Origin of the sequence: Paenibacillus sp. MER TA 81-3 (assembly GCF_023713585.1) — a bacterium.
GTDB lineage: Bacteria > Bacillota > Bacilli > Paenibacillales > Paenibacillaceae > Paenibacillus_B > Paenibacillus_B profundus.
In genome coordinates this window covers 38,373-61,384 of record NZ_JAMAWB010000025.1, presented here as the reverse complement: position 1 = coordinate 61,384, position 23,012 = coordinate 38,373, and the positions used below count along the sequence as shown (strand labels likewise).

26 protein-coding genes and 2 pseudogenes are annotated in these 23,012 nt (G+C 47.7%); 4 read left to right on the top strand and 24 right to left on the bottom strand.

Annotated features, from left to right (window positions below; translation table 11 throughout):
• Positions 1-151: 151 nt before the first annotated feature.
• The 3 genes from M3650_RS26460 to M3650_RS26450 all read right to left on the bottom strand — a co-directional run bounded on the left by M3650_RS26460 (position 152) and on the right by M3650_RS26450 (position 1,191).
• Positions 152-421: a NifU N-terminal domain-containing protein gene (locus M3650_RS26460; RefSeq protein WP_019419993.1), complete on the bottom strand. Its 270-nt coding sequence runs from the start codon at positions 419-421 to the stop codon at positions 152-154.
• 50 nt (positions 422-471) lie between these two features.
• Complete coding sequence (locus M3650_RS26455) at positions 472-915, bottom strand: HEAT repeat domain-containing protein (protein ID WP_251579071.1); 444 nt, start codon at positions 913-915, stop codon at positions 472-474.
• A gap of 93 nt (positions 916-1,008) precedes the next feature.
• Positions 1,009-1,191, bottom strand: coding sequence for a DUF3934 family protein (locus M3650_RS26450; protein ID WP_251579069.1), 183 nt, complete (start codon positions 1,189-1,191; stop codon positions 1,009-1,011).
• Positions 1,192-1,543: 352 nt separating this feature from the next.
• Between M3650_RS26450 and M3650_RS32375 the strand changes: the two are divergent.
• Positions 1,544-2,179, top strand: a pseudogene (locus M3650_RS32375) (LytR/AlgR family response regulator transcription factor).
• A gap of 88 nt (positions 2,180-2,267) precedes the next feature.
• Positions 2,268-2,458: pseudogene (locus tag M3650_RS26440) on the top strand (hypothetical protein); the annotation flags it as partial.
• 266 nt (positions 2,459-2,724) lie between these two features.
• On the opposite strand, the gene M3650_RS26435 reads toward M3650_RS26440, so the two are convergent.
• The 3 genes from M3650_RS26435 to M3650_RS26425 all read right to left on the bottom strand — a co-directional run bounded on the left by M3650_RS26435 (position 2,725) and on the right by M3650_RS26425 (position 5,493).
• On the bottom strand, positions 2,725-3,951 hold the full coding sequence (locus tag M3650_RS26435) for a copper amine oxidase N-terminal domain-containing protein (RefSeq protein WP_251579125.1): 1,227 nt from the start codon (positions 3,949-3,951) through the stop codon (positions 2,725-2,727).
• A 158-nt stretch (positions 3,952-4,109) separates the two neighbouring features.
• The gene (gene ahlS / locus M3650_RS26430; RefSeq protein ID WP_251579066.1) at positions 4,110-4,958 is read right to left on the bottom strand and encodes an AhlS family quorum-quenching N-acyl homoserine lactonase; all 849 of its coding nucleotides are present in this window, start codon (positions 4,956-4,958) and stop codon (positions 4,110-4,112) included.
• A gap of 241 nt (positions 4,959-5,199) precedes the next feature.
• On the bottom strand, positions 5,200-5,493 hold the full coding sequence (locus M3650_RS26425; protein WP_311295140.1) for a DUF4241 domain-containing protein: 294 nt from the start codon (positions 5,491-5,493) through the stop codon (positions 5,200-5,202).
• Positions 5,494-6,006: 513 nt separating this feature from the next.
• Here M3650_RS26425 and M3650_RS26420 point away from each other — a divergent pair.
• Entirely contained in the window at positions 6,007-7,536 is a 1,530-nt protein-coding gene (locus tag M3650_RS26420; RefSeq protein WP_251579065.1) for a flavocytochrome c, read from the top strand.
• 107 nt (positions 7,537-7,643) lie between these two features.
• On the opposite strand, the gene M3650_RS26415 is transcribed toward M3650_RS26420, so the two are convergent.
• From M3650_RS26415 to M3650_RS26360, 13 genes are all read right to left on the bottom strand, one after another.
• Entirely contained in the window at positions 7,644-8,858 is a 1,215-nt protein-coding gene (locus M3650_RS26415; protein ID WP_251579064.1) for a NupC/NupG family nucleoside CNT transporter, read from the bottom strand.
• Between the two features lie 87 nt (positions 8,859-8,945).
• Positions 8,946-9,902, bottom strand: coding sequence for a nucleoside hydrolase (locus tag M3650_RS26410; protein ID WP_251579063.1), 957 nt, complete (start codon positions 9,900-9,902; stop codon positions 8,946-8,948).
• Positions 9,902-10,852, bottom strand: coding sequence for a nucleoside hydrolase (locus M3650_RS26405; protein WP_251579062.1), 951 nt, complete (start codon positions 10,850-10,852; stop codon positions 9,902-9,904). The genes M3650_RS26410 and M3650_RS26405 overlap by 1 nt, the downstream gene beginning before the upstream one ends.
• Before the next feature lie 342 nt (positions 10,853-11,194).
• A complete protein-coding gene (locus M3650_RS32370; RefSeq protein ID WP_311295139.1) occupies positions 11,195-11,416 on the bottom strand; it encodes a restriction endonuclease in 222 nt (73 codons plus the stop codon).
• A gap of 167 nt (positions 11,417-11,583) precedes the next feature.
• A complete protein-coding gene (locus M3650_RS32365) occupies positions 11,584-12,009 on the bottom strand; it encodes a winged helix-turn-helix domain-containing protein (protein ID WP_311295138.1) in 426 nt (141 codons plus the stop codon).
• Between the two features lie 32 nt (positions 12,010-12,041).
• Positions 12,042-12,125 carry a topoisomerase DNA-binding C4 zinc finger domain-containing protein gene (locus M3650_RS26395; RefSeq protein WP_251579124.1) on the bottom strand — a complete coding sequence of 28 codons (84 nt, stop codon included), beginning with the start codon at positions 12,123-12,125 and terminating at the stop codon, positions 12,042-12,044.
• A 62-nt stretch (positions 12,126-12,187) separates the two neighbouring features.
• On the bottom strand, positions 12,188-12,898 hold the full coding sequence (locus M3650_RS26390) for a restriction endonuclease (RefSeq protein ID WP_251579060.1): 711 nt from the start codon (positions 12,896-12,898) through the stop codon (positions 12,188-12,190).
• A gap of 119 nt (positions 12,899-13,017) precedes the next feature.
• Complete coding sequence (locus tag M3650_RS26385) at positions 13,018-13,530, bottom strand: beta-ketoacyl synthase N-terminal-like domain-containing protein (protein WP_251579059.1); 513 nt, start codon at positions 13,528-13,530, stop codon at positions 13,018-13,020.
• Positions 13,496-13,879, bottom strand: coding sequence for a hypothetical protein (locus M3650_RS26380; RefSeq protein WP_251579058.1), 384 nt, complete (start codon positions 13,877-13,879; stop codon positions 13,496-13,498). The genes M3650_RS26385 and M3650_RS26380 overlap by 35 nt, the downstream gene beginning before the upstream one ends.
• A gap of 254 nt (positions 13,880-14,133) precedes the next feature.
• Positions 14,134-15,765, bottom strand: coding sequence for a 23S rRNA (uracil(1939)-C(5))-methyltransferase RlmD (rlmD, locus tag M3650_RS26375; protein WP_251579057.1), 1,632 nt, complete (start codon positions 15,763-15,765; stop codon positions 14,134-14,136).
• An 838-nt stretch (positions 15,766-16,603) separates the two neighbouring features.
• Entirely contained in the window at positions 16,604-17,506 is a 903-nt protein-coding gene (locus tag M3650_RS26370) for a diacylglycerol kinase (RefSeq protein WP_251579055.1), read from the bottom strand.
• 175 nt (positions 17,507-17,681) lie between these two features.
• The gene (locus tag M3650_RS26365) at positions 17,682-18,701 is read right to left on the bottom strand and encodes a sirohydrochlorin chelatase (protein ID WP_251579046.1); all 1,020 of its coding nucleotides are present in this window, start codon (positions 18,699-18,701) and stop codon (positions 17,682-17,684) included.
• 2 nt (positions 18,702-18,703) lie between these two features.
• Positions 18,704-18,994 (bottom strand): YerC/YecD family TrpR-related protein, encoded by a 291-nt coding sequence (locus M3650_RS26360; protein WP_251579045.1) that lies wholly within the window; start codon positions 18,992-18,994, stop codon positions 18,704-18,706.
• Positions 18,995-19,184: 190 nt separating this feature from the next.
• Between M3650_RS26360 and M3650_RS26355 the strand changes: the two genes are divergently transcribed.
• The gene (locus M3650_RS26355) at positions 19,185-19,793 is read left to right on the top strand and encodes an oligopeptidase (protein WP_251579044.1); all 609 of its coding nucleotides are present in this window, start codon (positions 19,185-19,187) and stop codon (positions 19,791-19,793) included.
• 285 nt (positions 19,794-20,078) lie between these two features.
• Here the strand turns inward: M3650_RS26355 and M3650_RS26350 are convergent, their stop codons facing one another.
• The 5 genes from M3650_RS26350 to M3650_RS26330 form a co-directional block, all read right to left on the bottom strand.
• A complete protein-coding gene (locus tag M3650_RS26350) occupies positions 20,079-21,065 on the bottom strand; it encodes an inorganic phosphate transporter (RefSeq protein ID WP_483311794.1) in 987 nt (328 codons plus the stop codon).
• Between the two features lie 112 nt (positions 21,066-21,177).
• Positions 21,178-21,789 (bottom strand): DUF47 domain-containing protein, encoded by a 612-nt coding sequence (locus M3650_RS26345; protein WP_019419962.1) that lies wholly within the window; start codon positions 21,787-21,789, stop codon positions 21,178-21,180.
• A 219-nt stretch (positions 21,790-22,008) separates the two neighbouring features.
• Positions 22,009-22,221 (bottom strand): hypothetical protein, encoded by a 213-nt coding sequence (locus M3650_RS32775; protein WP_369011152.1) that lies wholly within the window; start codon positions 22,219-22,221, stop codon positions 22,009-22,011.
• Between the two features lie 44 nt (positions 22,222-22,265).
• Entirely contained in the window at positions 22,266-22,394 is a 129-nt protein-coding gene (locus M3650_RS26335; protein WP_251579038.1) for a DUF3048 C-terminal domain-containing protein, read from the bottom strand.
• Positions 22,391-22,510, bottom strand: a complete 120-nt coding sequence (locus M3650_RS26330) for a DUF3048 domain-containing protein (RefSeq protein ID WP_251579036.1) — start codon at positions 22,508-22,510, stop codon at positions 22,391-22,393. The genes M3650_RS26335 and M3650_RS26330 overlap by 4 nt, the downstream gene beginning before the upstream one ends.
• Positions 22,511-23,012: the final 502 nt, after the last annotated feature.

The window sequence follows — 23,012 nt, the reverse complement described above, 5'->3', positions numbered from 1 at the left end:
AGGTGTTTTTCTATTGCGGTGATGTTGTCTCTAGTTGAACTCAACTTATTTCATCGCATTTGCATTTTCAACAATCCCATTCCAAAGAAAAAACACCCCCTACATCGCTGTCCATCACGATTTCTTGGAGGTGTTCATCACTGTTGCGTACTTAGGAGTATACTACTTTAAAAGCCTCTTCCACTTTTGGTAGAATCGTATCCCATTCCGCATCCGCTTTCTTGCTGATCGTGACAAAATCATTAATCCCGAAAATATTATCGATACCTTCGATGCTCAACAGAGCACGAGCCAAGGGATGATCTGTTTCAGCACCGCTTTTCAGAGATGTACTTGCGGGACCTTCAAATATTCGTTCACTCGTATTGATCTTGACTGCATTCGGATTCGGTGTTGCCTGAACATTGATTTCTATTGCCATGTGATCACTCCTTTCAGTGCTATTGTAGCATGACATTTTGAGTAGTCATCCTACTTTTTCGCTAACGATGCCCACGTGTTTTCAAGCCATGTATCGAAGTCAGCGCCCTTATCACCTTCGTACGTATCATACACATCAATTCTCATCTTTTTCAACTTCTCTTTGAACTCTTCATACGTATGACCTTCTGGCAAGCTCTTCTTAATTCTCAATAAGATTTTTGTAACTCCTTTAATCAAGTCGCCTTTTTTCCTTGATGGCAATTGAACATCTTCGCCAAATTCTTTGAGCTTACGAAAAGCAGCCTCTTGAACTTGATACACATCATCGCTAATCATTCTATACGTTAGTAGATTGATTGTTTGTTTGTTTTTCCACTGACCTAACTCTTCGACAGCATCTAAACGTTCTCTCCAATTAGACGTTCGATTCACAGATTTTTTTAATTCCTCATAATTTGAAGGTAATTCGCTTATCACTTCTTGATTATCCAAACGATCCCATCTCCTCTTCTTTAAATCCCGCTTTTTCTCGATTTTGATTCAACTTTTGTTGTAAAGATGTTCTATATTTCGGATTTCACACCTTTATCCTTTATTATTGCTGGTGCTCTTTGCGCCATCTGTCTTTGCGCCATCCACTTTTTTAGTGCCTTTGCTTGTATAAGGTTTTGGTTTGTTTTTTGCTCTCTTTGCACTAGCTTGCCATCTATTCCAACCCTTTTTGTCCGTTCCTCTACCTGTTCCACCTTTACCCTTAGCTTTACTCATATAATCACTCCATGATTGTTTGTATGTAGAGTTCCCCGTCCTTGGTTGGGTTTATCCATTTCACACGGTTATTTAACCAAACATAATGAAATATACAACATCGTTCATCTGCGGCCTAATCATTTAAATTCCCACTAACCCTGTTAACTAGCTTACTATATCAAAGCTAGGTACTAAAATCAAAAGCCTAACCCGACACAACCTATCTCTGAGAGAGGCTTGCAGTTGAAATGCATTTGAGGGATTTGAATATTCATTTCATCCAAAAGTTATCTATATAAAGTCAAACAGTTGTATCATGCTTACATACAGTTCCAGTATAAATGTAACGGAAATGAGGCGTGTATCATTTATGTATAGAGTGGCTATTTGCGATGATGAGGAAAAACAAAGAGAACTTGTTAAAAGCATTCTGATTGCTTTGTCTATATAACAAATATAGAATTTGAAATCGAATTATTCGACTCGGGAGAGCAGTTGGTATCCTATTATGAGCGTCTTGAAACTCCATTCCATATTTTGATTTTGGATATTGAAATGGGTGGAATGAACGGAATTCAAACAGCCCAAAAATAAGAGGGTTACATAACCTGGATAGAAGAAAATGATAAAGCTATGCCAATACTTTCAAGCACTTGATAAAAAGTTTATGGTCATTAAATCAGCCTATGAAGAAGTCGTTGTAAAATATGATGACCTCATTAGTATTGAAGCTGCCAAAAGCCTAACCATAAAAAGAAAACTACATTTTATTACCTCTAATCAAACCTATGAAAGCAAAGGCACCATTTCAGATTATGCTTTGGCCTTAAAAGACTGCAACTTCTTGCAAATCCATCGTTCCATTATTATTAATCTGCTTCATGTGAGGAAGTTTGCTAGCGGAGTTGTTCTAATGTCCAATGGTATGGAATTACCCATAGGCCGTTCTAAAATTAAAGAGGTTAAAGATGTTTACACCAAATTTATGGTTATGAAGGTCGATTGATATGATTCCAAATAATGTGCCTATTGTCTTTAGCATTGTACTTCTGATGGGTGTTCAAGTTAATTTTTTCTTCAACTCGGTTTTTGATAAATCAGCCAATCGAGTCATGACCGTTGAGGCTCCGGTAAGTAGGGGATTTGCCGTTTATGACGCGAAGGGAAAGGTTGTAAACTTTTCGAAGGCAAGCAACCATCATTCTTTGTAGTACTGCCTGAAGGTGGGATGATCGTTTTTGGTGGTAATGGGGATGTCTTTAAAATCAATTTGAATAATGAATAAATCTATGGAGTAATGCTTATTCTGAATGAAGTGGCAGTAAGGTTAGTCGTGAACCGCAAAGTCAGTCCCGGTGAAGTAAGCGTTCATCGGGACTTTTTTATTGTAGTAGCTCATGCGAAAATTATTTCTGCACACCTCGAAATGCTAGCATAACTACAACCATGTCGTTGTATGGATTTTCATTACGAAACCAGCCCATAAGGGTGGGGAATTTAAGACTTACGGAGATATTTGTCCCTTTACTCGCGATCTGATTCAAAATTTGCTTATTTCATTGCGGCCCAGCTTATGTAGTCATGAATCGCAAAGCCAGCATAACTTGAATATCGAGACAGTTTTTTATGAGCTGCTTGCAGCTCTATTTCCATGGCTTCACTACTCTTGGAATAAAACGATGCCCGATCACTCTCTAAACTTTTAGCGGTTTCCACGGCAACGATCACTTCTTTGTTAAGAGTCGATGCTTCTCTCATCATCGCATTTGCATTTTCCACAATCCCATTCTTGCCTAATGCAAAATTGCGATAATCCATAATCACAAGACAATCGAACTTCTCCAATAACCATGCGCTGAAGCTGTATTCAGTGCCAGGAACCTTTACGGTATTCAGCCAATAAGGAACATCTAACGTAATTTTCAAGCCGCTCCCCTTGGTTTCCTTTTCAATCAGCCTTAAATTGTCCATCCAGCTTTCAAGAACCGCCTTATTGTCTGTCTTCCATCCGGCTAAAAGATAAGGTTCAATATCAAAGTGCAGACCCGCAAAGCTCTCTTCCCCTCCAACGGACGCATTGTAACTTTTAACCCATGTCATAAATTTTTTAATTTCATCCTGCTTCGTTTTGTAGGCCCATTCAGGACGCCCCGCTAGCGCCTCCACTATAATTTGTTTTTCTGTTGCGCTTCGAATAAAGCTTGCATAAATCTCTGGAGCAATATCTCTATCAATCTGAAGATAAATGGACGCCACACCGTTATCGCTTGCAAAGTTTATTATTTTTTCTTGATCCCTTTCGATAAGTTTGCTATCCCACATCCACGTTCCTTTTTGAACGTTTTTTACAGAAGTTGTTATGTTGACCTGATTGTGCTCCGGCTGCCAATCTACATCAGCATGAAAAATTTCGCTGATAAAGCGAAGCGGAATCATCGTACGGCCGTTTTTGACCGTCGCTCCTCCACCGAAGGTTACCGTCTTTCCGTTCACCTGCGCATAATTGTCGCCAATCCCCAAATTGACGGTGTCATTTTTATACATAAAAGCGATTTGGTTTAATGCCCCGTTCCACTTTACTTTTGCGCCAAGCTTTTCGGATACGAATTTGGCAGGAACCATCGTCCGGTTGGATGTCTTATCGACATACGGAGGTTCATCTGGGAAAGCCACATCATGCCCGTCCACGGTGACTCGGATTGGGGAAGCACTCACATTGGGGAGACAGATTCCTAAACTTAAAGTTATAGCTAACATGCAAAAAAGAAGTTTTCTTATACAGCTCATATGACACTACCTCAGCTTCTCCGATGGGTTCGGATTTTTCTCTGTAATGTTGAACAGATGTCGCACAAAAGGATTATATAATATGCAACATTTGTAAGGAAATCCGACCTATGAACCAAGTTGTCAATAGCGCCGTATTCTTTGCCTTCTTATTCATAGTATCCTTCGGTTGATTTGCGGAGCTCCTTGAATTGATTCGCATCGTGTCCGAACCACACTTGGGATTTCGTTCGGGTGGCAAGAGTGCGGATCCTTTCAACCGTATTCCGGTACCCAATCGAATCATACATAATGCCCGGCGGCCTCACCGGCGGGCCGTAGCTTTCCGCCGTATAGATAGTATCGGAAGCGAGGATGATCCCGCCCGTTTCCGGCATTTCGATATGCAGGCCCAGCATGCCCCAAGCATGGCCGCTTCCGAAGTTCAGAAGGGTAATGCCTTCGACCAGCTCCAACTGATCCTCTGTCCGCTTAATCGTTTTCCACTGCAAATGATTTTTGATCCAGGCATCGATGTCCGCCCATATGTAGGATCCTTGTTTATCGTTACGGGCATAAGATTGCAGCGCACCGTTCAGCTCATCCTCGTGAACGATAATCGTCGCGTTCGTGAACAGTTCCAAGCATCCGGCATGATCCAGATGCAAATGGGAGGCAACGACATACTTGATGTCCCGTGGCGAGACATTCAACTGCTCCAGCCGATTATGCAGATAACACTCCTCACTCGCTGCCCAAGGGAACGCGAGCTGCATCATTTCGGGCCAGCGCCCTTCCTTGCCCATCCCGTTCGGATTGCAGGCCGTATCGAACAAAATCTTTCCTTCCGGATGATCGATCAATACGGTATACACCGGAACTTCCACGAACTGCGTCGCCGCATTCGGATTCAGGATCGTAGCCGGATTATGCATGCCGACCAACCAGTTTTTGTCCATGCTCATGCGGCCGTTGTCCATGACATACAGCTTAGGACGGGCTTTAATCACATTCGTCATGTTCATTTCCTCCCATGTATAAACGCCTCAGGGTACACTTTGATTCTATGATCAAAAATGGAGACTTATAAACTAAACTTGCATAAGCAGGAGTTATTTCGTTTACTGAGACATGACAAAAAAGCATAATAACGTCCCACCACCTTCAGGACATCATTATGCTTGGGCTTTGACCGTTTAACTTAAACATCTCAAGCATTGGGCGGTGCTCCTGTCTCAGACTTTGCCACCATTTCTTCACTTACAGATCGGCATCTTTAATGAAAATAATCTTTACACCTATAACTTGGTTCTGAGTATTTGTGGCATAATACGCCGCATAGCCTCCATCTCCAAAGCCGGAATGCGAGACGACGCCCCCGTCCATGACACCGGCTTCCTCATCGCTTTCCGTAATGTCGCAGCAGGATAAATACCAGTCACTGTCCGTATCGGAATCCGTCCCTTGAGCTTCGGAATCCGGAATTCGATACTTGCTGACATCAAAGATCCCCGCTTGCCCGCTGTCCACCCCGACCATAAAATGACACTTCACCCATTCGAGTTCATCTGGCTTGTCAGCAGCCGATATGTGATAAGCAATTAGCTTGGCGCAAGCTTCGCCCCGGGAGTATACTCCTTATGCATACTTTATCAATCTTCATATATAAAGGGAACTCCTCCTCCTCCACACTATCTGCAGAGCGATTACAGCAGCTCTGACAAGAGTACCCCGCTTATAATGGTAGCGCCTTTATAACAGCAGCCTCCTAACTCGGTAATCGTAACTGATTTGATGTATTTTAGAAACCCGATGCATGATCAAAGACAAAATTAAAATATTGTGAAATAAATCACTATAAATGGGGGCGATAGTATATTAAAATAAAGTGAACCTAAAAAAAGCTTCCGAAGCAGACCAGAGGAGGTAACCGTGAACGATTTTAAGTTCGGAGAATAAAGGCGACGGTACGATCACCGCATCTCATTTTCTCCGTTACTCTCTCCCTTTTCGTTGGGCTCTTTATGTTCATCTAAATAACATCATAGAAAAACGGGGGTTGTTAAAATGAAAAAGAAAGCAGCAGCAACGTTTATTCTCGTTCTCTCTTTCATGCTCGTAATCGCGGGATGCGGTAGCGGGAACCAGAATCAAAACCAGAGCCAGGGCAATGAAAAACCGACGGAGTCCCAAGAAACGGAAGCCGTGTCGGGAGCTTCTCAAACCAACTATACACCTATCGATCAATTAAAAGATAACTATGATATCATCATTGTCGGTGCAGGCGGTGCCGGAATGTCTGCTGCACTTGAAGCAAAAGAAAAAGGCATGAACCCGGTTATTTTCGAAAAAATGCCGATTGCCGGCGGCAATACGATGAAATCATCCTCCGGTATGAATGCTTCCCAGACCAAGTTCCAAAAAGAGCAAGGCATTGAGGACAGCAATGATCTATTTTACGAAGAGACTTTAAAAGGCGGTCATGATACTAATGACAAAGAAATGCTTCGTTTCTTCGTTGACAATTCCGCAAATGCAATCGAATGGCTTGATTCGATCGGAATTCGTTTGAACAATATCACGATTACGGGTGGTATGAACGAAAAGCGCACACACCGTCCTGAAGACGGCTCAGCGGTAGGGCAATATCTTGTCAACGGCTTGGTGAAAAATGTTCAAGAGAAAGAAATTCCTCTTTTCGTAAATGCTAATGTGACGGAAATTACGGAGAAGGATGGCAAAGTAAACGGCGTTAAGGTCCTCTTCGACAATAAAGATGAGAAAACTATTACAGCGGATGCTGTCGTTGTGACAACCGGCGGTTATGGCGCTAACATGGATATGATTGGCGAGGTTCGCTCCGATCTGAAAGGTCTTGTGACAACAAACCAAGTAGGCAGCACCGGTGACGGCATTAAGATGATTGAAAAGCTCGGCGGTGTAACAGTAGATATGGATCAAATCCAGGTTCACCCTACGGTACAGCAGGACAAATCCTATCTCATCGGAGAAGCGGTTCGCGGTGAAGGAGCGATCCTTGTTTCTAGTGAGGGCAAACGTTTCACCATCGAGCTGGACACTCGTGACAATGTCACTGCTGCAATCAATAAGCTGCCTGAAAAATCAGCTTATCTTGTATTTGATTCCGGCGTAAAATCCCGCGCTAAAGCGATTCAGCAGTATGAAGAAATGGGCTTTGTCATTCAGGGCGATTCGATCGAGGCTTTAGCCAAAGAAATGGGTGTTCCGGCAGATCAGCTAACAGCGACGCTGGATACATGGAACAGCGCAGTGAAGAATAAAAAGGATGCCGAGTTCGGCAGAACAACTGCGATGGACAACGACTTGTCCGGTGCGCCATACTATGCAATCAAAATCTCCCCTGGGATTCACTACACCATGGGTGGCGTGAAAATCAATACGAACACAGAAGTGTTGAATAAAGACGGCCAACCTATTCCTGGCTTATATGCAGCAGGCGAGCTTACAGGCGGCTTGCACGGTCAAAACCGTATCGGCGGCAACTCCGTTGCAGAGATCATCATCTTCGGCCGCCAAGCCGGCATACAATCGGCTGAATTCGTAAAAGCACAATAAGATATCAGCTTCCTCTTTTCATTAGCCAACAACAAACGCTTGGGCTCATCATAGTCCAAGCGTTTGTTTTATTTGCCCAGCTGTTGCTTTTTATGGCGTAGGTGCTGCTACACGAGCATCCCGGCAATAGCCGCGCTCAATAGGTTAGCCAATGTTGCGGCAATGACCGCACGGAAGCCCATCTCGGCAAGATCTTGTCTTCTTGAAGGCGCAATCCCGCCCAAGCCTCCAATGAGGAGTGCAATCGCAGCCAGATTGGCAAAGCCGCAGAGCGCGAAGCTGATGATGACAACACTTTTTGGAGACAGATTTACAATCTCAGGCGCAAACGAAGTGTACGCTACAAATTCGTTCAGCACGAACTTTTGACCGATGAAGGAACCTGCCTGCAACGCTTCACTCCATGGAACACCGATCAGGAAGGCAATCGGCGCGAACAGGTAGCCTAGAATCTGCTCCAGCGTCAGCGCCTCAATTCCGAACACGCCGCCAACCCAGCCAATGATCATGTTCACTAAGAAAATGAGCGATATAAATGCCAGCAGCATGGCACCTACGCCGGCAGCGATCTTGAGCCCGTCCGAAGCTCCGCGAGCCGCGGCATCGATAACATTTCGGGACTCTGTATCCTTTACCATGCTAACCCGTTCCACTCGAAGATGATGATCGGTTTCAGGCATGATAATTTTGGCCAGCAGCAAGCCGCCCGGAGCTCCCATGAATGCTGCTGCAAGCAAATATTCAATCGGAACGCCAAGCATCGCGTATCCGCCCAGAACGGAACCAGAGACGCACGCCAGTCCGCCGACCATAATCGCGAACAGCTCCGACTTGGTCATTTTCTCAATATAAGGCTTAACAACAAGTGGCGCTTCTGTCGGACCTAGAAAAATATTCGCAGCTGCTGACATCGATTCCGTTTCGCTCGTTTTGAGCACCTTTGCCAGAAATCCGCCAATGATTTTCGTAGCCCACTGCATAATGCCGAGATAGTACAGAACCGCTATCAAGGAACAGAAGAAGATGATAATCGGCAATACCTGCAGCGCGAACGTAAAGCCCGCCTTTTCCGCACCCAGTATCCCGCCGAACAAGAACTGAATGCCCGCATTCGTGGAATCGATGATGCTCTGAACGGCCGTAGACAAGTAGTTCAGCATCTTTTTGCCGAATTCCCACTTCAACACAATCAATGCAAAAATGAATTGAATCGCAAACGCGCCAATAACCGTTCTCGGATTAATCGCTTTGCGATTTTTTGAAAACGCAACTGCGATCATAAAAATGCCTAAGATTCCTAGAAGTCCCCAAATGTATTGCATATACCTATCCTTTCTTCATCGTGTCAATGACCCAGAATGTAAAGCGAAAGGGCTGAAAGCGGCCGCTAAAGCGACCATTTGCAGTCATTAGTTAATAGACTTCAATACGTCCAACAGCATTTCTTTAAAAGCATCTCGATCAATCGCTTCACAGACGCGAACATTGCGAGTGCGTTCCAAACGATTGTTAATATCCACAAGGCTGTAGCCTCTTGTCAGCTCACCGACGGTTTCGACATCCACATGATACAGATTGGACTTCGTCATGATCTTCTCGTCCGCCGCTACGGCTGCGAGCAGCGTATCCGGATGCGTCGTGCCGTTCAGTCGATGAACCGTTTTATTGAATCTCATCACGACCTTGTTGACGTCCTTGAAAAACTTCGCGCCCTTCGTCCCGAGCGCTTCGATCTCTTCATGGTCGTTATCGTCCATGATGGAATATTGCGTGCACATTTCCCAACCAACCATGGTGATTGGAATGCCCGAATGAAGCACGATTTTTGCCGCTTCCGGATCAACGTAGAAATTGTACTCCGCACTCGGCGTAATATTTCCTAGCGCATTGTTCGTGCCGCCCATAATATAGAGATGTGGAATGTTCGGTACAATGGTCGGATCCTTCTTAATCGCCATCGCAATATTCGTTAACGGTGCAATCGCGATCAGATGGATCTCTCCTGGATTGTTGTGGACGGCATCTATAAGAAAATCGACGGCATGACCTTTTTCGGGAGACTGAATCGCTTTTTCAAAAAATGAATCCCCCATCCCATCCTTGCCGTGCACATCCTCGACCGTACGATGCTTTTTTTGGCCAAGCCCCATGATTGGGCCTTCATGTCCTTTGTACACAGGGACTTGTCCGCCTTTTCCCGCTACTTGAACGGTGTAGAGCGCATTTTCAACCTGCTGATCGAACTGGACATTACCGCCGGTAATCATAATGCCTTCTACTTGAAAATAGTGAAGCGCCGTTAAAATGGCAATCGTATCGTCTCCAGCCGTGTCGGTATCAATAATGACTCGCTTTTTCTCTGACATTACAACTCCCTCTCCGTTGCTTTTTTCGCCAATTCAGTCATGTAATCAAAGAATGCGTCGCGATTCACGTCATAGACGACATGTACCGGGCGACCGTCAGCCGTTTCAACAGTGCGGCCTTGGCTTGCGCCTTCCGTAATCACCATGCTGTTAATCGTCTGCACCTTCACAAGATCGCTGTTGCCAACGAACGCAGTCGTTAATACATCCCACAGATAGTATGTCGAGTTCGTCGAGAAATGAACAAGAGGCGGCACCATCGCATAGCATTGGCCTAGGAAATCAACGCCGATATGCTTGCGTTCCGCTGCCCAGCGCTCACGAACATCGAGCGTAAGCGGCACTTGATTCGTGCTTTCCAGTGCGACCAGATCAATCTCGATCCCGCTGGCCCATACGCGAGCAGCCGCTTCCGGATCCCAGAATACGTTCCATTCTGCCGTTCCGTCATGCTCAGGCTCATGCACATTGCCTGCTTCACGGAAGGTACCACCCATCCATACAAGGCGTTCTACCTTTTCTTCAATCGTCGGGTCGATATCTAATGCGCGAGCAAGGTCGGTAAGCGGGCCCGTAAACAGCAAGGTCGTCTTGCCTTCCGTTGCGCGCAGCGTATTTATAATATGAAGATGTGCCGGCTTGTCCGCTACTGGAGTCACCACTTTACCGGATTCGTTAAGAAGCGGCAGGGCGTCAACATAGAACGCATGCATACGCCAGTCCTTCGGAAACGGATTTTTCCCGCGGGAATTCGACGCGGCTACATCCACACCGCCGTTACCGAAACGATCAATGATTTTACGGCTTGCAAACATAGCCGGTTCCAAGTAACAATCCGCCGGAATGACCGACACGCCCGTCAACTCCACATTGTCCATATGCAATAACAAAAATAACGAAATTAAATCATCAACGCCGCCATCATGGTTAAAATAAATGTTCTTCTTCATCTTATCTCCATTCCCATCTCCATACATCAACATTTCATTTGCAGTAAATGTAAGTTTTGTATATAAGGTGTTGTAAAACCGAACAAAAATTTTAAATCAACATTTATTATTCGGATTCCAATTAAAAATAATACTAAAATTTCTCTAAAAAATATATAGTAAATGAAAAAAATATTAAAATCCAAAAAGTGGGGGAGTGAAAGTGATGAGCTAGCAAACCGCTGGAGAACGTGCCGGGTACCTGACACTCATCCTACTCAGGCGTTCAAGATAAGGAAAAAGCCCTCTCTGTGGAGAGAGGGCGGGTCGGGATTACTTTCATTTTTCAGGATTCAACCTAGGTTAGTCTTCCGAGAAAAAGTCGAGATCTATTTTCTTTTCTTCATACACCGCAACGGTGGAAACCCCAAGATCGTAATCAATCATCAACTGGGTAAGCTGCTCACCATCAATCAACACAACTTTATTATCGATAAAAGTTACGTATTCTAGTGCTTCTTTTGTAAAGCTGGATGTTGTAATGAAGACCCCTTTTCGGGCTTTTTGTCCCTGTAATGCGCCCACGAACTTCTGAATCTCAGGACGGCCTACCACGCCTTCCCAGCGTCTGAGATTGAACCTCCATATCCCATCTTAACTAGAAGTTCCACAACCGCCTTCTCAAAAAACTGTGGACTTCCCGCTTTTAACCGCTGTAAAAGCTCAAAGGCAAGCTCTTTGCGAAGAACTAATTAGCTGTACTCAAGATTCTCGCCAGGAGTACGTTGTTCCGAATGCAACGGCTGTTCATCTGACTTTTGATCACTATTATTCTTGGCGGTATGAAACTCCAGAAATTCAGGGAACTGACGAAGAAAGGAGATATTTATTATGCTGGGATTTGACTTTAAGACATCTCTACCCTTCGTGGTAATCTTGCAATAACCTCGGCGTGGGTACTCAAGTAGCCCAGCCTTCATTAAATAAGTTCTGGCCCAACCTACTCGATTATCAAATATAGCCTGCCGACCACTAGGCAATTTTTCATCCAGTTCTTCATCAGTTAATATGAAATGCTCGGCTAGGATTTCAATGGTATCGCGGTGCCTATGTTCTTGTTCATCACTGACCTGTATCAAGAATGGTAGCATGATAGATTGAAAGTCGGGAATTGCCATTTTGTATACCCTCCGAATAAGCTGGATTTTGACTATATCGCTTTCGTATGTCGGCATCTTGGGAAGGTACTGCAACCCCAAAATTCAACTCCTTGCTTGCTCTTTCTTCGTGTCATAGGAGCCCCACACTTGCATGTCACTGTGCTTGATGCTGCAACTTCCTTTTTTGCCTTTGCGATCACCGAGTTTGCCGCAGCCTTACTCTTTTTAACAGGACGACGCTTTTTACTTGGTTGCCACTTTCCCATGACCTCAGCTTCTGCTCAACAAGAGCCCCATGCCAGTAGTCAACTTTGAACTGCTCTGCTTCCTTCTTTGCAGGAGAAGTAAGATCAGATGTAGTGATAAGTAACGACAGAATACAGTCGTGATTTCGTTTTGCCGCAACCAATTCACGGACAGTCATGACAGGAACAAGATTATGTTCAGCATAGCACTTGGCCTGTACAGCGGTCTTCTCGCCGCGGCCATCGATAATCACAAGATCCACTCCGCCATCATTGCCGCCAACACCTACTTCTTTCACCGTGTATCCCTGATCTCTGAAGTAAAGAGCAAGTAACCGCTCGAATTCTGCTCCAGATAAATCATCTAATCGGCTTGTTAAGACGACCTCATCGTCTCTACAACCCTTAGTTGCTCGCCTTGAGGCTGTCTGAGCAGTCTTCTTATTCGTTGGTTTGGTTTTCTGCTTCTTCTTGTTACGTCTCTTCCGTGTCCAGATGGCCCCAAGGATATCTGCTACTATAACTGAACCAATAAGAATGCCGAAGAAGAAAGCCCAGTGCAATCCTGGAATGTTGAAATAAATAGCAAGTCCACCAATAATGAATAAGCCCCGCAATAAATAAGCAAGCTGTCTTCCTTCTGCATAGTAAGTTCTAGCCATTGATTTTATTCATCCTTCCACTCTATGTACATCCAGATCTGTTGATTATCCCCCATTAAATTTGATACCACCGAATCCCTTGTCTCGACTGGCTCCCGGCTTCGTCAAATATAACTTATTCATTTTTCAGATGAAGATCCCACTACGGTCACCAGCATAAAAGACGTTTGGAATATGCCACTTTCTGGAACGATGCACAAGACTTGCTCACCCTCGTCCTGCTTCAGATTGAGAGCTCCATGATCCGCCGCTTCATGAATGGATGAATGTTCAAGCCAGGAACGATTTCCGTCTTCTTTACTCATTCTAGAATATATACAGACATCATATAGATTCGCATACGACTTGTTATCAATCCATTCAATACGCAGCAGATTGTCAGGCATATTTTTCAATATATCTGCACCCGCTCCATCCGACTGCATAAATCGTAAGAGCTCCGTATTGAACGGTACTCGCCTGTTGCTATAAGTACTTTGCGCTTCAAATTTTGTATGTTTAAATTCACGGCTCAAAAACTCACTGGCACAAGCGATCGCCGCTACATGCTCGCCAGATTTTATATGTAAATAAGCATTTTTAAGCGCATGCGTCCCACTAGCACATAACCCGGAATACGATGCAATTTCCATAACAGGCAACCCGGTCTCTGCATTGCACCATACTGGCAAAGCCAGGCAGAAGTACGTCACCTCTTGTCGTACCTGTCGCAAGGAACCCGATATCATGCTCTGCTACATTCCCATTTCGTTCCAATGAATCGCGAATAGCCAGGGAAGCCCTCTCTGCATTCGTGTATAAGCTCTTTTGTTCTTTATCCATTGCATAATAGCGAAACCGAATTTGATTCTTCTCAAGAATGAGCCGCTTGGTTTTCGAAGGCTTGCCTCCAATTTTGCCGAGATAATCCTCCATTTCATCATTACTGACCGGAGAGCCAGGAAGAAATTTACCTATACTTGTAATATAGACCGGATTCATAGAACACCCCGCAAATAATGATATAATCATTAATTATTATAGGTATTTTATTAAATGTAAAGTGTTGGATGCAGATCATGATATGCCCACCCTGTAGGAACAGGCTCACACCCTCGGTATTCATCGGAGATTTTTTGCTAGTTAATGTCCTAGCTGATAAAAGACAGACAATAAGAAGACGCCTGGATAACTCACATCCGAGCGCCTTCTTTATTTTCCTATTTTTCTTTATATGCAAAGATTTTACATCTGAATCACTTCAAGGTAAGCAGTGTCACCGACTCCACATGTGGCGTATGCGGGAACATATCCACGGGCTGCACCTCAACCACCGAGTATCCTCCATCCGCCAAAATACGCAAATCGCGCGCTAACGTAGACGGGTTGCACGATACATACACGATCCGCTCCGGACGCATTTCCAGCATCGTGTCCAGTAAGGCTAGATCACAGCCTTTGCGCGGCGGATCAACCACAATCACATCCGGCGTCTCGCCATGCTCTTTCCAGCGCGGAATGACCTCTTCGGCTGCGCCAACAGCAAACTCCGCATTCGTAATCCCATTCAGCTCCGCGTTGCGGCGCGCATCGGCAATCGCTTCCTCAACAATTTCCACGCCGAGAACCCGCTTCGCGCGCTGCGCCAGGAACAGCGAGATCGTCCCGATGCCGCAGTACGCGTCAATGACGGTCTCCTGCCCGCTCAGGCCAGCATACTCCACTGCCTTCTCATACAGAACTTCCGTTTGCACCGGATTTACCTGATAGAACGAACGTGCGGAAATCTCAAACTTAATTTCCCCGATATAATCGGTAATATATTCGGAACCCCATAGCACACGGGTTTTGTCGCCCATAATGACATTGGTGCGCTTTGTGTTAATGTTCTGGCACACACTTTTCAGCTGCGGCAGAGCCTCTGCCAGCTCGGATAGGATATCCGCTTCATGTGGAATCCGCTCCCCGTTCGTGACGAGCGTAATCATCAGTTCGTTCGTACAGAAGCCGACGCGCATGATAACGTGACGCAGCAGGCCGCTATGCGTCTCCTCATTGTACGGCTCAATGCTGTATTTGCGGGCAATCCGTTTCACGGCGCGCATCGCTTCATCATTCGCCTCATGTTGAATAAGGCTCACATCCGTATCGATAATGCGATGGCTCGCCTTAGCGAAATATCCGCCGATCAGCTCGCCCGTCCGATCATTCTTGCCAACCGGCATTTGGCTCTTATTGCGGTAGCGCCAAGGGTGTTCCATTCCGAGCGTCGGCAGCACCTTGACCGGATGCGCCTGCATCTGCATTTCCGAAGCGCCGTCTTCCCGTTCGACAGCAGCATCGTTAGAACCTGCTTGTCCATTTTCATTACTGTTCAGACCCGATACCTCTGCCGCCTCACTCTGAGCCTGTTCCCCGTTTTCCTCAAGCACAGGCTCTACGCGGAACTTGCCGATTCGCTCCAGCACATCAATGACATGCTGACGCTTCCAGCGCAGCTGCTCTGTATACGCCAGATGTTGCAGTTGGCAGCCGCCATAGTAATTTGCCGGATATTCTATCTCCATCCGATGCGGGCTGTCGACCAAACGCTCCAGCACCTTGGCATAGCCATACTGCTTCTTCACCTTCAGCACGAGTGCCCGCACCCGTTCGCCCGGCAGCGCGCCCTGCACGAAAAGGGTAAAGCCCTCCACCCGGCCGACACCTTCGCCATCGTGGGTCAATCCGATAATGTCCAGCACGACCTCTTCATTTTTCTGCACCGGAGCCGTCCGCTCGTTTGCATGTGCCGCGCGTCCACCCGCCGCCGTCCGTGAACGCGTCGCAGATGCAGACCTTGCTACATTCCGGCGCCCTGGCCGCTTGCCTTGCTTGTTCCCTTTCACGCTATGCCCTCCTGCTTCCTCGTTGCTCTATATCATTTAGCCATCTTAGCCTTGCGTTTGAATCCCATACACTTGTACATCATACAACAACTACAGCTCTCCAGTATCGTTCCCCATCATACCACATAACTCCGCCTTCAATGAAAACACCTTTATCCGAGGCCTTTCAAAGATCAGCAACCACATTCAAAAGCAGATTTTTTATGTCTTATCGCTAAAAAACCGCCTGAAGGCGTACCTTCTGTCAAATACTAAGAGATTGACTCTCAAAAATACGAAATGATGTTACTCCGCTCGTTCCGTGACCTGCTCAGATCGACGGTGATTCACTCTCGCTCCTCACCCTCCTTTGCTCCATTCTCCCATTCCATCAGGAAACTGTAAAAAAGGAAACCTTTAACCGTACCAATCCTTCATTTTCCCTTCCATCAGGAGACAGCATGACCTATAACGACTCAGATTCTCTGCCATTAGATCGACTGCTTTATGCAAACCATCTTCATACCAATCATGGTATATGAATGATACGCCATGTGCTTGCTCCTCGACTTCCTCCTTCCTGACTATGTGGGAGATTGGACATAAGGGCTATAACAACATGAATGACCGTCAACAAGTTTTCGTTTGAAAGGGAGGAGGTGCTGCCATTCTGAATGAGGGGGAGAGTGAGACAAAGGATGAAAACAGACATACCTTCTCCGGGAAGTGTAAAGTGATTTAATTCACTTTATCGCCCCACATCATGTAAACATTCCTGAAGAGAAGAAATGGCTTGACCCGCCCCATAACAGCAGCAAGCCAAGCCGTTCGTTCTCATCCGAACAATGCTTCCAATCTTTTATCCCTCATCCGGGACATCCGCAAAAATCCGCAAATGCGACGGCAGCACTTGGAACGTCGCCGGCAGCATTCCGCCGTACTCCCCGTCCAGATTGAGCTGCACCGTATCCGGCGAGGTTACCGACACGCGCTTCGTCTGCGCATACATGATGAGCGGATCGTTCACATGCTCGCCGCGCAGCGCCATGCCTGCCACGCGAATGAACTCCGCCAGATTGCACTTCTTCAGCATGATGACGTCGAACAGACCGTCGTCGATGCGCGCATCCGGCGCCAACTTCTCGAAGCCGCCGACGGAGTTCGTGTTCGTAATGAGGAATAACATGAATTCCTCATGGAATACGCCATGGCCATCCAGCTCGATGCGCAGCTCCGTCGGACGCAAGCGCGTCATCTTCTCGAGGCCCTTCATGTAATAAGCGAGCTGTCCAATCATCGTCTTCAGCTTGCTTGGCACCTCATATGTCAGCTCCGTCAACGATCCGCCGCCCGCGATGTTGATGAAATATTTATCATTCGCCTGCCCCAGATCGATGACCCGCGTCATCTGCCGCGTAATGATCGAGCACGCCTCTTCCCAATTGCGCGGAATGCCAAGCGCCCGGGCGAAATCATTCGTCGTCCCGAGTGGAATGATGCCAAGCGGCGGCCGTTCCGGCTTCCCTGCCATGCCGTTAATGACCTCGTTCAACGTGCCATCTCCGCCAGCCGCGATAATCATATCGTAGCCGCGGTCGATTGCTTCCGCTGCACTCGTCGTCGCATCGCCTTCGCCGTCCGTTGCGTGTGTTGTCGTCTCGATGCCTGCGGCATCCAGCATCTGCAAAATATCCGCCAGCCGCTTCTTGCCTTCCTCCCGTCCGGAGGTCGGATTATAGATTAGTCTCGCTTTTTTTATCATGACTGCGTCACCCATTTACAATCTATTCATATCGATGTGGTCTCACAACCATTATCCGTGCGCAGCAACAATCTCACCAGCGCCGTACTCTCTACTTGCATGCCAATCAGAACAACCGGCTCATATATCGTTCAATCTTCTATGTTAAACGTTTTGGTGAAAAAAACAACTATTTTCAGTCCTTCAACCTGCCTGCCAGCATCGCCAGCAACCTCTCTGCTTCGCGCTCCAGCCATCGGCCAAGCGCTGGATGCGGCAGCAGCGTCTGTCCGTCATACATAACCGGAACGTCAGCCAAGCGCTCAGGAATAACATGAGTCGTAAAATACCCTCGGCTCAGAAATACCGGCACCACCGCAACACGCCGCTTCACGGCATGATTGCCGAGCTCATCATCTGCTCCAAGGGATGGAGCAGTATCGAACATCGGGAACGGCGCGGCTAGCTTCTCCGCGCGCTCACCAAATCCATCTGCTGCGCCGCCAAGCAAGCTCATTAATCGCTGCGCTGCGGCCGCGACGTCCTCGCAGCAGAGCAGCGCGTGCGACGCAGCCGCGCACATGCCGCGCTTCACGAGCAGCCGCTCCAAGCCGCGCAGGCTGTCATGCCAGCGCGCCTGGAATGGCTCGTGCTGGCTGCCGTGCGCTACCAGCAGCACGCCATCCGCGCCGGGGCGCACGCCCAGCCCGCGCAGGCGGGCCTCCACCATGCGGAGGAGAATATCCTCCTCCGCATCATCGGCTCCGCCGAGCGCTCGCGCGGCATCGCCCCCCGCGCCTCCGTTGGCCTCCTTGCCGTCAGCCAATCCGGGCCACTCGCCGCTGGCCGCGCCAAGATCGGCCGCCACGGCCCCGCCGTCCAGCGGGCGCCCGTACAGCACGCGCGCGTTCACGCGGAACGGCGCCAGCCCCGTCTCCGCAAGCGGCGCCGCCGTCACGCCGAGCGCGTACGCGATCTCGTCCACGTGCGTGCTGCCCGCGGACACGAACAAGGGGATGACCCCGATGTGGTCTACCCCTTGCGCTTCCAATGCGTCGATGCCGTCCTGAATAGTCCGGTTCGGCACGCATTCCAAAAAAGAAGAAGCGATCGGTACGCCTTCCGGCCACGCAGCCTTGGCAATCGCTTCATCTACTAGTGTAACCCAAGAGCCGTCTCGTGAACCGTGGCTAATAACCAACAGACCTGGCTTCATACTTATCGCCCGAGACGCTCCAATGACATCTTGTACCCGTCATTCCCGTAATTCAAGCAACGCTTCACACGCGAAATCGTGGCTGTACTCGCTCCGGTCTCCGCTTCAATCTGATTGTACGTACAGCCCTTGCCCAACATGCGAGCAACCTCTAATCGCTGGGATAAGGATTGGATTTCATTCACCGTGCACAGATCGTCAAAGAAAATATAGCACTCTTCCACTGATTCAAGGGTCAAAACTGCCTCGAACAGCTGGTCGATCGTCTTATCGTTCAATTTTTTCAATTGCAACCTTATCCACCCCTACTTCATCGCTTGTACCCTCATTGTACTTCCTTTATCCTACCTTTTCAAGCGTTACCAAGTTCGTGCTTTAGAGAATAGTAGTAAAAATAAAGCGTTTCCATTTGAGATTGGGCGTGCGCCTACGGGCGATCGTCCAATCGAGTTGTTCGCCTACCACATACAGTATACTAACCCATTGGATAGAGCCAATCAATATTTTATTGAAAAAGGTCGTGATCATATGAACGCGCCTCACCACGGACGACAGGTCCCGACGTATCAGCAGGATCTCATGTCCGTGCCAAGCTTGCACATACCGAAGCAGCACTCCCCATCCGCATCGGCTCAGTGGACCCGCAGCTTCTCAGGCGGCCTCCCTCCTTCTCAATTCCAGCCGCCATCACCGCCCGATACGGCCATCGTACCCTACACCCCGGTCGCAGAGACACCGGTGACTACTCTCAATGCAGAGAAAAAAAGCAGCTTCTCCATCAACGACATCAAGCAGGTCATCGACCGTATGGGCGGTATCGACGGAATCGTGTCTACGATGAACAAGGTTCAAAAGGTTATGCAGAGCGTCTCGCAAATTGCACCGGTAGCGAAGCTGCTCATGGGCAGCCTTCTTCCTAATAAGAAGGGCAAGAAGGAAGGCGACGACGAGGCGGACGAATGGGATGAAGAACAATCCCAGCGCAGACGGAGAAGACGTCGGCAACGCAGACGCAGCCCGAGCAATCGCATCGGTACGAGAAGACCAGTGAAGCAGCGCCGGACGCACCCGAATCAGCGACGTAAACGATGAATCGCTGAAACACCGCCTTCTCCCCCCAAGCAGGATCGGCATTCAGCACAATCCAGTCCGGATTCATCAGCACCGTTATGCGCCTGCCGGATGGACGACAATTGCACACCGGACAACAGGGATCCCCTCCCTACTCAAGCACCTCGAGGCTGTCTCCATAGTAGATTTCTACTGTGGGGCAGCCTCCCTCTCATGTCCGCCATCTCCCAATTAGCTTCGTCTGCAAGCACAAATAAGGGGTGTTCCCGCGAAGTAGAAGCTCTACTCCCGGAACACCCCTATTTATTAATAAAAGGCAAAATGGATTATTTTTAAAATAATCATTGCCAGCACCGCACAAATCGGAATCGTAATAAACCACGTAATGACGATTCGACCTGCTACCCCCCACTTGACAGCCGAGAAACGCTTGGCGGACCCAACCCCCAAAATCGCGGAGGTGATAGCATGCGTAGTGCTAATTGGCAAGTGCGTCAGCGTCGCCGACATAATAACCGAAGCGGCGGACAAATCAGCGGCAAAGCCGTTAATTGGTTCAATCTTGAAAATTTTCGTTCCCATCGTCTTAATAATCTTCCAGCCGCCGATGGACGTACCGAGTGCCATCGCCGTAGCGGCTGCAATCTTAACCCACAATTGGACTTCCATATCGGTCTGAACCTGCGCCGTTACGAGAGCGAACGTAATAATACCCATCGCCTTCTGCGCGTCATTCGTCCCGTGGGTGAAAGATTGGAACGCCGCCGTAATAATCTGGCATGTCCGAAATCCTTTGTTGACGGTATGCGGACTATGTCTGCCGAAGATCCATTTCAGTATCGTCATGACGATATAACCAACGACAAATGCAATAATCGGCGAAATGATGAGACCGATAACGATGCTCTTGAATCCGCCTAAGTTCAAATAATCCATCCCGGCTCCAGCGAACACCGCCCCTGCCAACGCGCCAATCAGCGCATGGGAGGAGGAGGACGGAATGCCGAACCACCACGTAACCAAGTTCCAAATAATAGCTGAAATAAGCGCTGCTGCCACGATCTCCAACCCATTTTCCAGCTTGGCGGGATCGGCAATGCTGCCCCCAATCGTCTTCGCCACGCCCGTAAACGTAAGAGCTCCGACGAAGTTCATCGTGGCAGCCATTAGAATCGCTACTCGCGGCGGCAATGCCCGCGTTGATACCGACGTCGCGATAGCGTTCGCCGTGTCGTGGAAGCCATTGATGAAGTCAAAGCCCAGCGCCAAAATGATGACGACTCCCACGACCATTAAAGTCATATCTATTTCCATTTACCGCGATTGCACTGAACCGAGAACCGCTCGCGTCCGCGCAATACCCAACCTCCTTCGTACACTCAGCTTGCTTATGCTACGACAGTTATTAGGAATTCCGCATGACGATCGATTCCAGTTGGTTCGCTACATCCTCGCAGCTATCCGTAGTCTCTTCCAATCGTTCATACACATCTTTGCGTTTTATCAATTCAATTGGGTCCTTCACATCGACGAACAAAGCCCGAACACCGCGGCGATAAATATCGTCAGCCGCATTTTCCAGCTCGTTAACGCGAATATTGTGCTCGCGAATCGCAAGGAGCTTCTTCTGTGATAGCAAACGAATTGCTTTCTGAATTTCATAGGTGCTGCGTTTAATAATATCTGCGAACAGCACCACGATTTCATCACGTTCAAGCATCTGGTACATGTCGAAACGCGAAGCACTGGCCTCCATCCCGTCAAGAACGTCATCCAATGCCGTCGTCAGCGCCATAATATCCTCACGCTCGATTGGCGTAATGAAGGTTTTGTTGAGCTCTGTCAAAATCGTGTGGGTATACATGTCGCATTTGCTCTCTAATTCCTTCATTTCCTTGGTAAAAGACAACACATCACTCAAATCTTCTACACCTTGTGCGAACGTTTCTGCTGCTTGAACGAGCGTATCCGCCATATTTTGCAGCGTTTCGAAAAACACGTCCTTCTTCTTGAACATTCCGAGATCTCCTTTGCAACGAGAAATTGCGTATGTGATGTAAACTTTTCAAGCCTTACATAGTTTATCACATGACCCGGTAGGTTTGTAAAGAAACCGTAAAGCGAAAGTGAGCATTTGTCGAAAGTTTACGTCATTTTTAAGGCGACTATCCTGTCTTTTTCGACAATTTTCGTGTTTTTTCAAAAATAGGGCCGTAATCCTTGATACCACGCGGTTTTATGTAACAATTCTAATCATTTCCAATCGATGTGTTGGAGCAACGGAGGCTCGTGCGGCACAATCAACATAGGAGTCTTCCCCGGCTTCAGCGGAAGGGCTTGTCTGGACAAGCATGAATTCAAAAGCACCTTGCTCGTTGCGCTGCCATGTGCCGCTATAGCTCCGCCCGCCTGTGAACAAAAGGGCATCGCCGCCGTCATCCAACTTCACTTCAAGCCGCCCGACATTATCGACGACGCGGTGCGGCGCTTCGATTAGAGCACATTATCGGCCGTGAGCGGCTTGCCAGTTGCCATGTCAAGATGCGGCTCGTCGTTGATATGACGGATATAGTTTCCGCTATTTTCATCATATGCATACTGAACGCGATCGCCATTGTTCATAAAGGTAACCGAATGCTGCGAACAGGCCAGATCGCACCGTCATAGTCCAGCTGACTGTGGCAGATGGCGACTATCCGGGTAATGCCGCCTTCCGCAAGCACCTCAATAAGCAACATTCACAACGCCGCCCCCCAATTACATTTCCTTTATTTCCATTTATTTGAACCCGTTGTCCACTATGGCACCTTCCGTCTCCTTCTAGGCAGATTTTAAACAATTGTTCCTTCCGTGCAATTATAAGTCCTGACTGATGGTGATTCGCTTCATCCGACCCTTTGCTTCATTCTCCCCTTCCACCAGGTGGCGGCACGTCCAATGACCACGCTCATTCACTGCCCAACCTAAGCGGTCGCTTCAGTCATAATCAACGTACGGTATTTTATAATACGGCATGTTTACATTCGGCATGCTTACATTCGGCATGCTCCCTATTCCGGATGCCATCCCTCCTGACTGTATGGGAGAATGGACATAAGGGCGATTGCACGGAGATTAGGCTGCATATTTTCGCTTGAAATTTGATTTATCGCTGCACAGAGCTAAACTACTCCTTCATAGCAAAAAAACGAAGAAGCCGGCTCTTCGCCCGTCCTCTTCGCTCTGCAGCAACCTATCTTG

Bases quoted from the DNA above. Each gene is read 5' to 3' on its own strand.
- M3650_RS26460 (WP_019419993.1), bottom strand. From the start codon at position 421: ATGGCAATAGAAATCAATGTTCAGGCAACACCGAATCCGAATGCAGTC.
- M3650_RS26450 (WP_251579069.1), bottom strand. From the start codon at position 1,191: ATGAGTAAAGCTAAGGGTAAAGGTGGAACAGGTAGAGGAACGGACAAA.
- ahlS (WP_251579066.1), bottom strand. From the start codon at position 4,958: ATGACGAATGTGATTAAAGCCCGTCCTAAGCTGTATGTCATGGACAAC.
- M3650_RS26420 (WP_251579065.1), top strand. From the start codon at position 6,007: ATGAAAAAGAAAGCAGCAGCAACGTTTATTCTCGTTCTCTCTTTCATG.
- M3650_RS26415 (WP_251579064.1), bottom strand. From the start codon at position 8,858: ATGCAATACATTTGGGGACTTCTAGGAATCTTAGGCATTTTTATGATC.
- M3650_RS26410 (WP_251579063.1), bottom strand. From the start codon at position 9,902: ATGTCAGAGAAAAAGCGAGTCATTATTGATACCGACACGGCTGGAGAC.
- M3650_RS26405 (WP_251579062.1), bottom strand. From the start codon at position 10,852: ATGAAGAAGAACATTTATTTTAACCATGATGGCGGCGTTGATGATTTA.
- M3650_RS32365 (WP_311295138.1), bottom strand. From the start codon at position 12,009: ATGGCAATTCCCGACTTTCAATCTATCATGCTACCATTCTTGATACAG.
- M3650_RS26395 (WP_251579124.1), bottom strand. From the start codon at position 12,125: ATGACACGAAGAAAGAGCAAGCAAGGAGTTGAATTTTGGGGTTGCAGT.
- M3650_RS26390 (WP_251579060.1), bottom strand. From the start codon at position 12,898: ATGGCTAGAACTTACTATGCAGAAGGAAGACAGCTTGCTTATTTATTG.
- M3650_RS26385 (WP_251579059.1), bottom strand. From the start codon at position 13,530: ATGGAAATTGCATCGTATTCCGGGTTATGTGCTAGTGGGACGCATGCG.
- M3650_RS26380 (WP_251579058.1), bottom strand. From the start codon at position 13,879: ATGAATCCGGTCTATATTACAAGTATAGGTAAATTTCTTCCTGGCTCT.
- M3650_RS26370 (WP_251579055.1), bottom strand. From the start codon at position 17,506: ATGATAAAAAAAGCGAGACTAATCTATAATCCGACCTCCGGACGGGAG.
- M3650_RS26365 (WP_251579046.1), bottom strand. From the start codon at position 18,701: ATGAAGCCAGGTCTGTTGGTTATTAGCCACGGTTCACGAGACGGCTCT.
- M3650_RS26350 (WP_483311794.1), bottom strand. From the start codon at position 21,065: ATGGTCGTGGGAGTCGTCATCATTTTGGCGCTGGGCTTTGACTTCATC.
- M3650_RS26345 (WP_019419962.1), bottom strand. From the start codon at position 21,789: ATGTTCAAGAAGAAGGACGTGTTTTTCGAAACGCTGCAAAATATGGCG.
- M3650_RS26335 (WP_251579038.1), bottom strand. From the start codon at position 22,394: ATGAACAATGGCGATCGCGTTCAGTATGCATATGATGAAAATAGCGGA.
- M3650_RS26330 (WP_251579036.1), bottom strand. From the start codon at position 22,510: ATGTTGCTTATTGAGGTGCTTGCGGAAGGCGGCATTACCCGGATAGTC.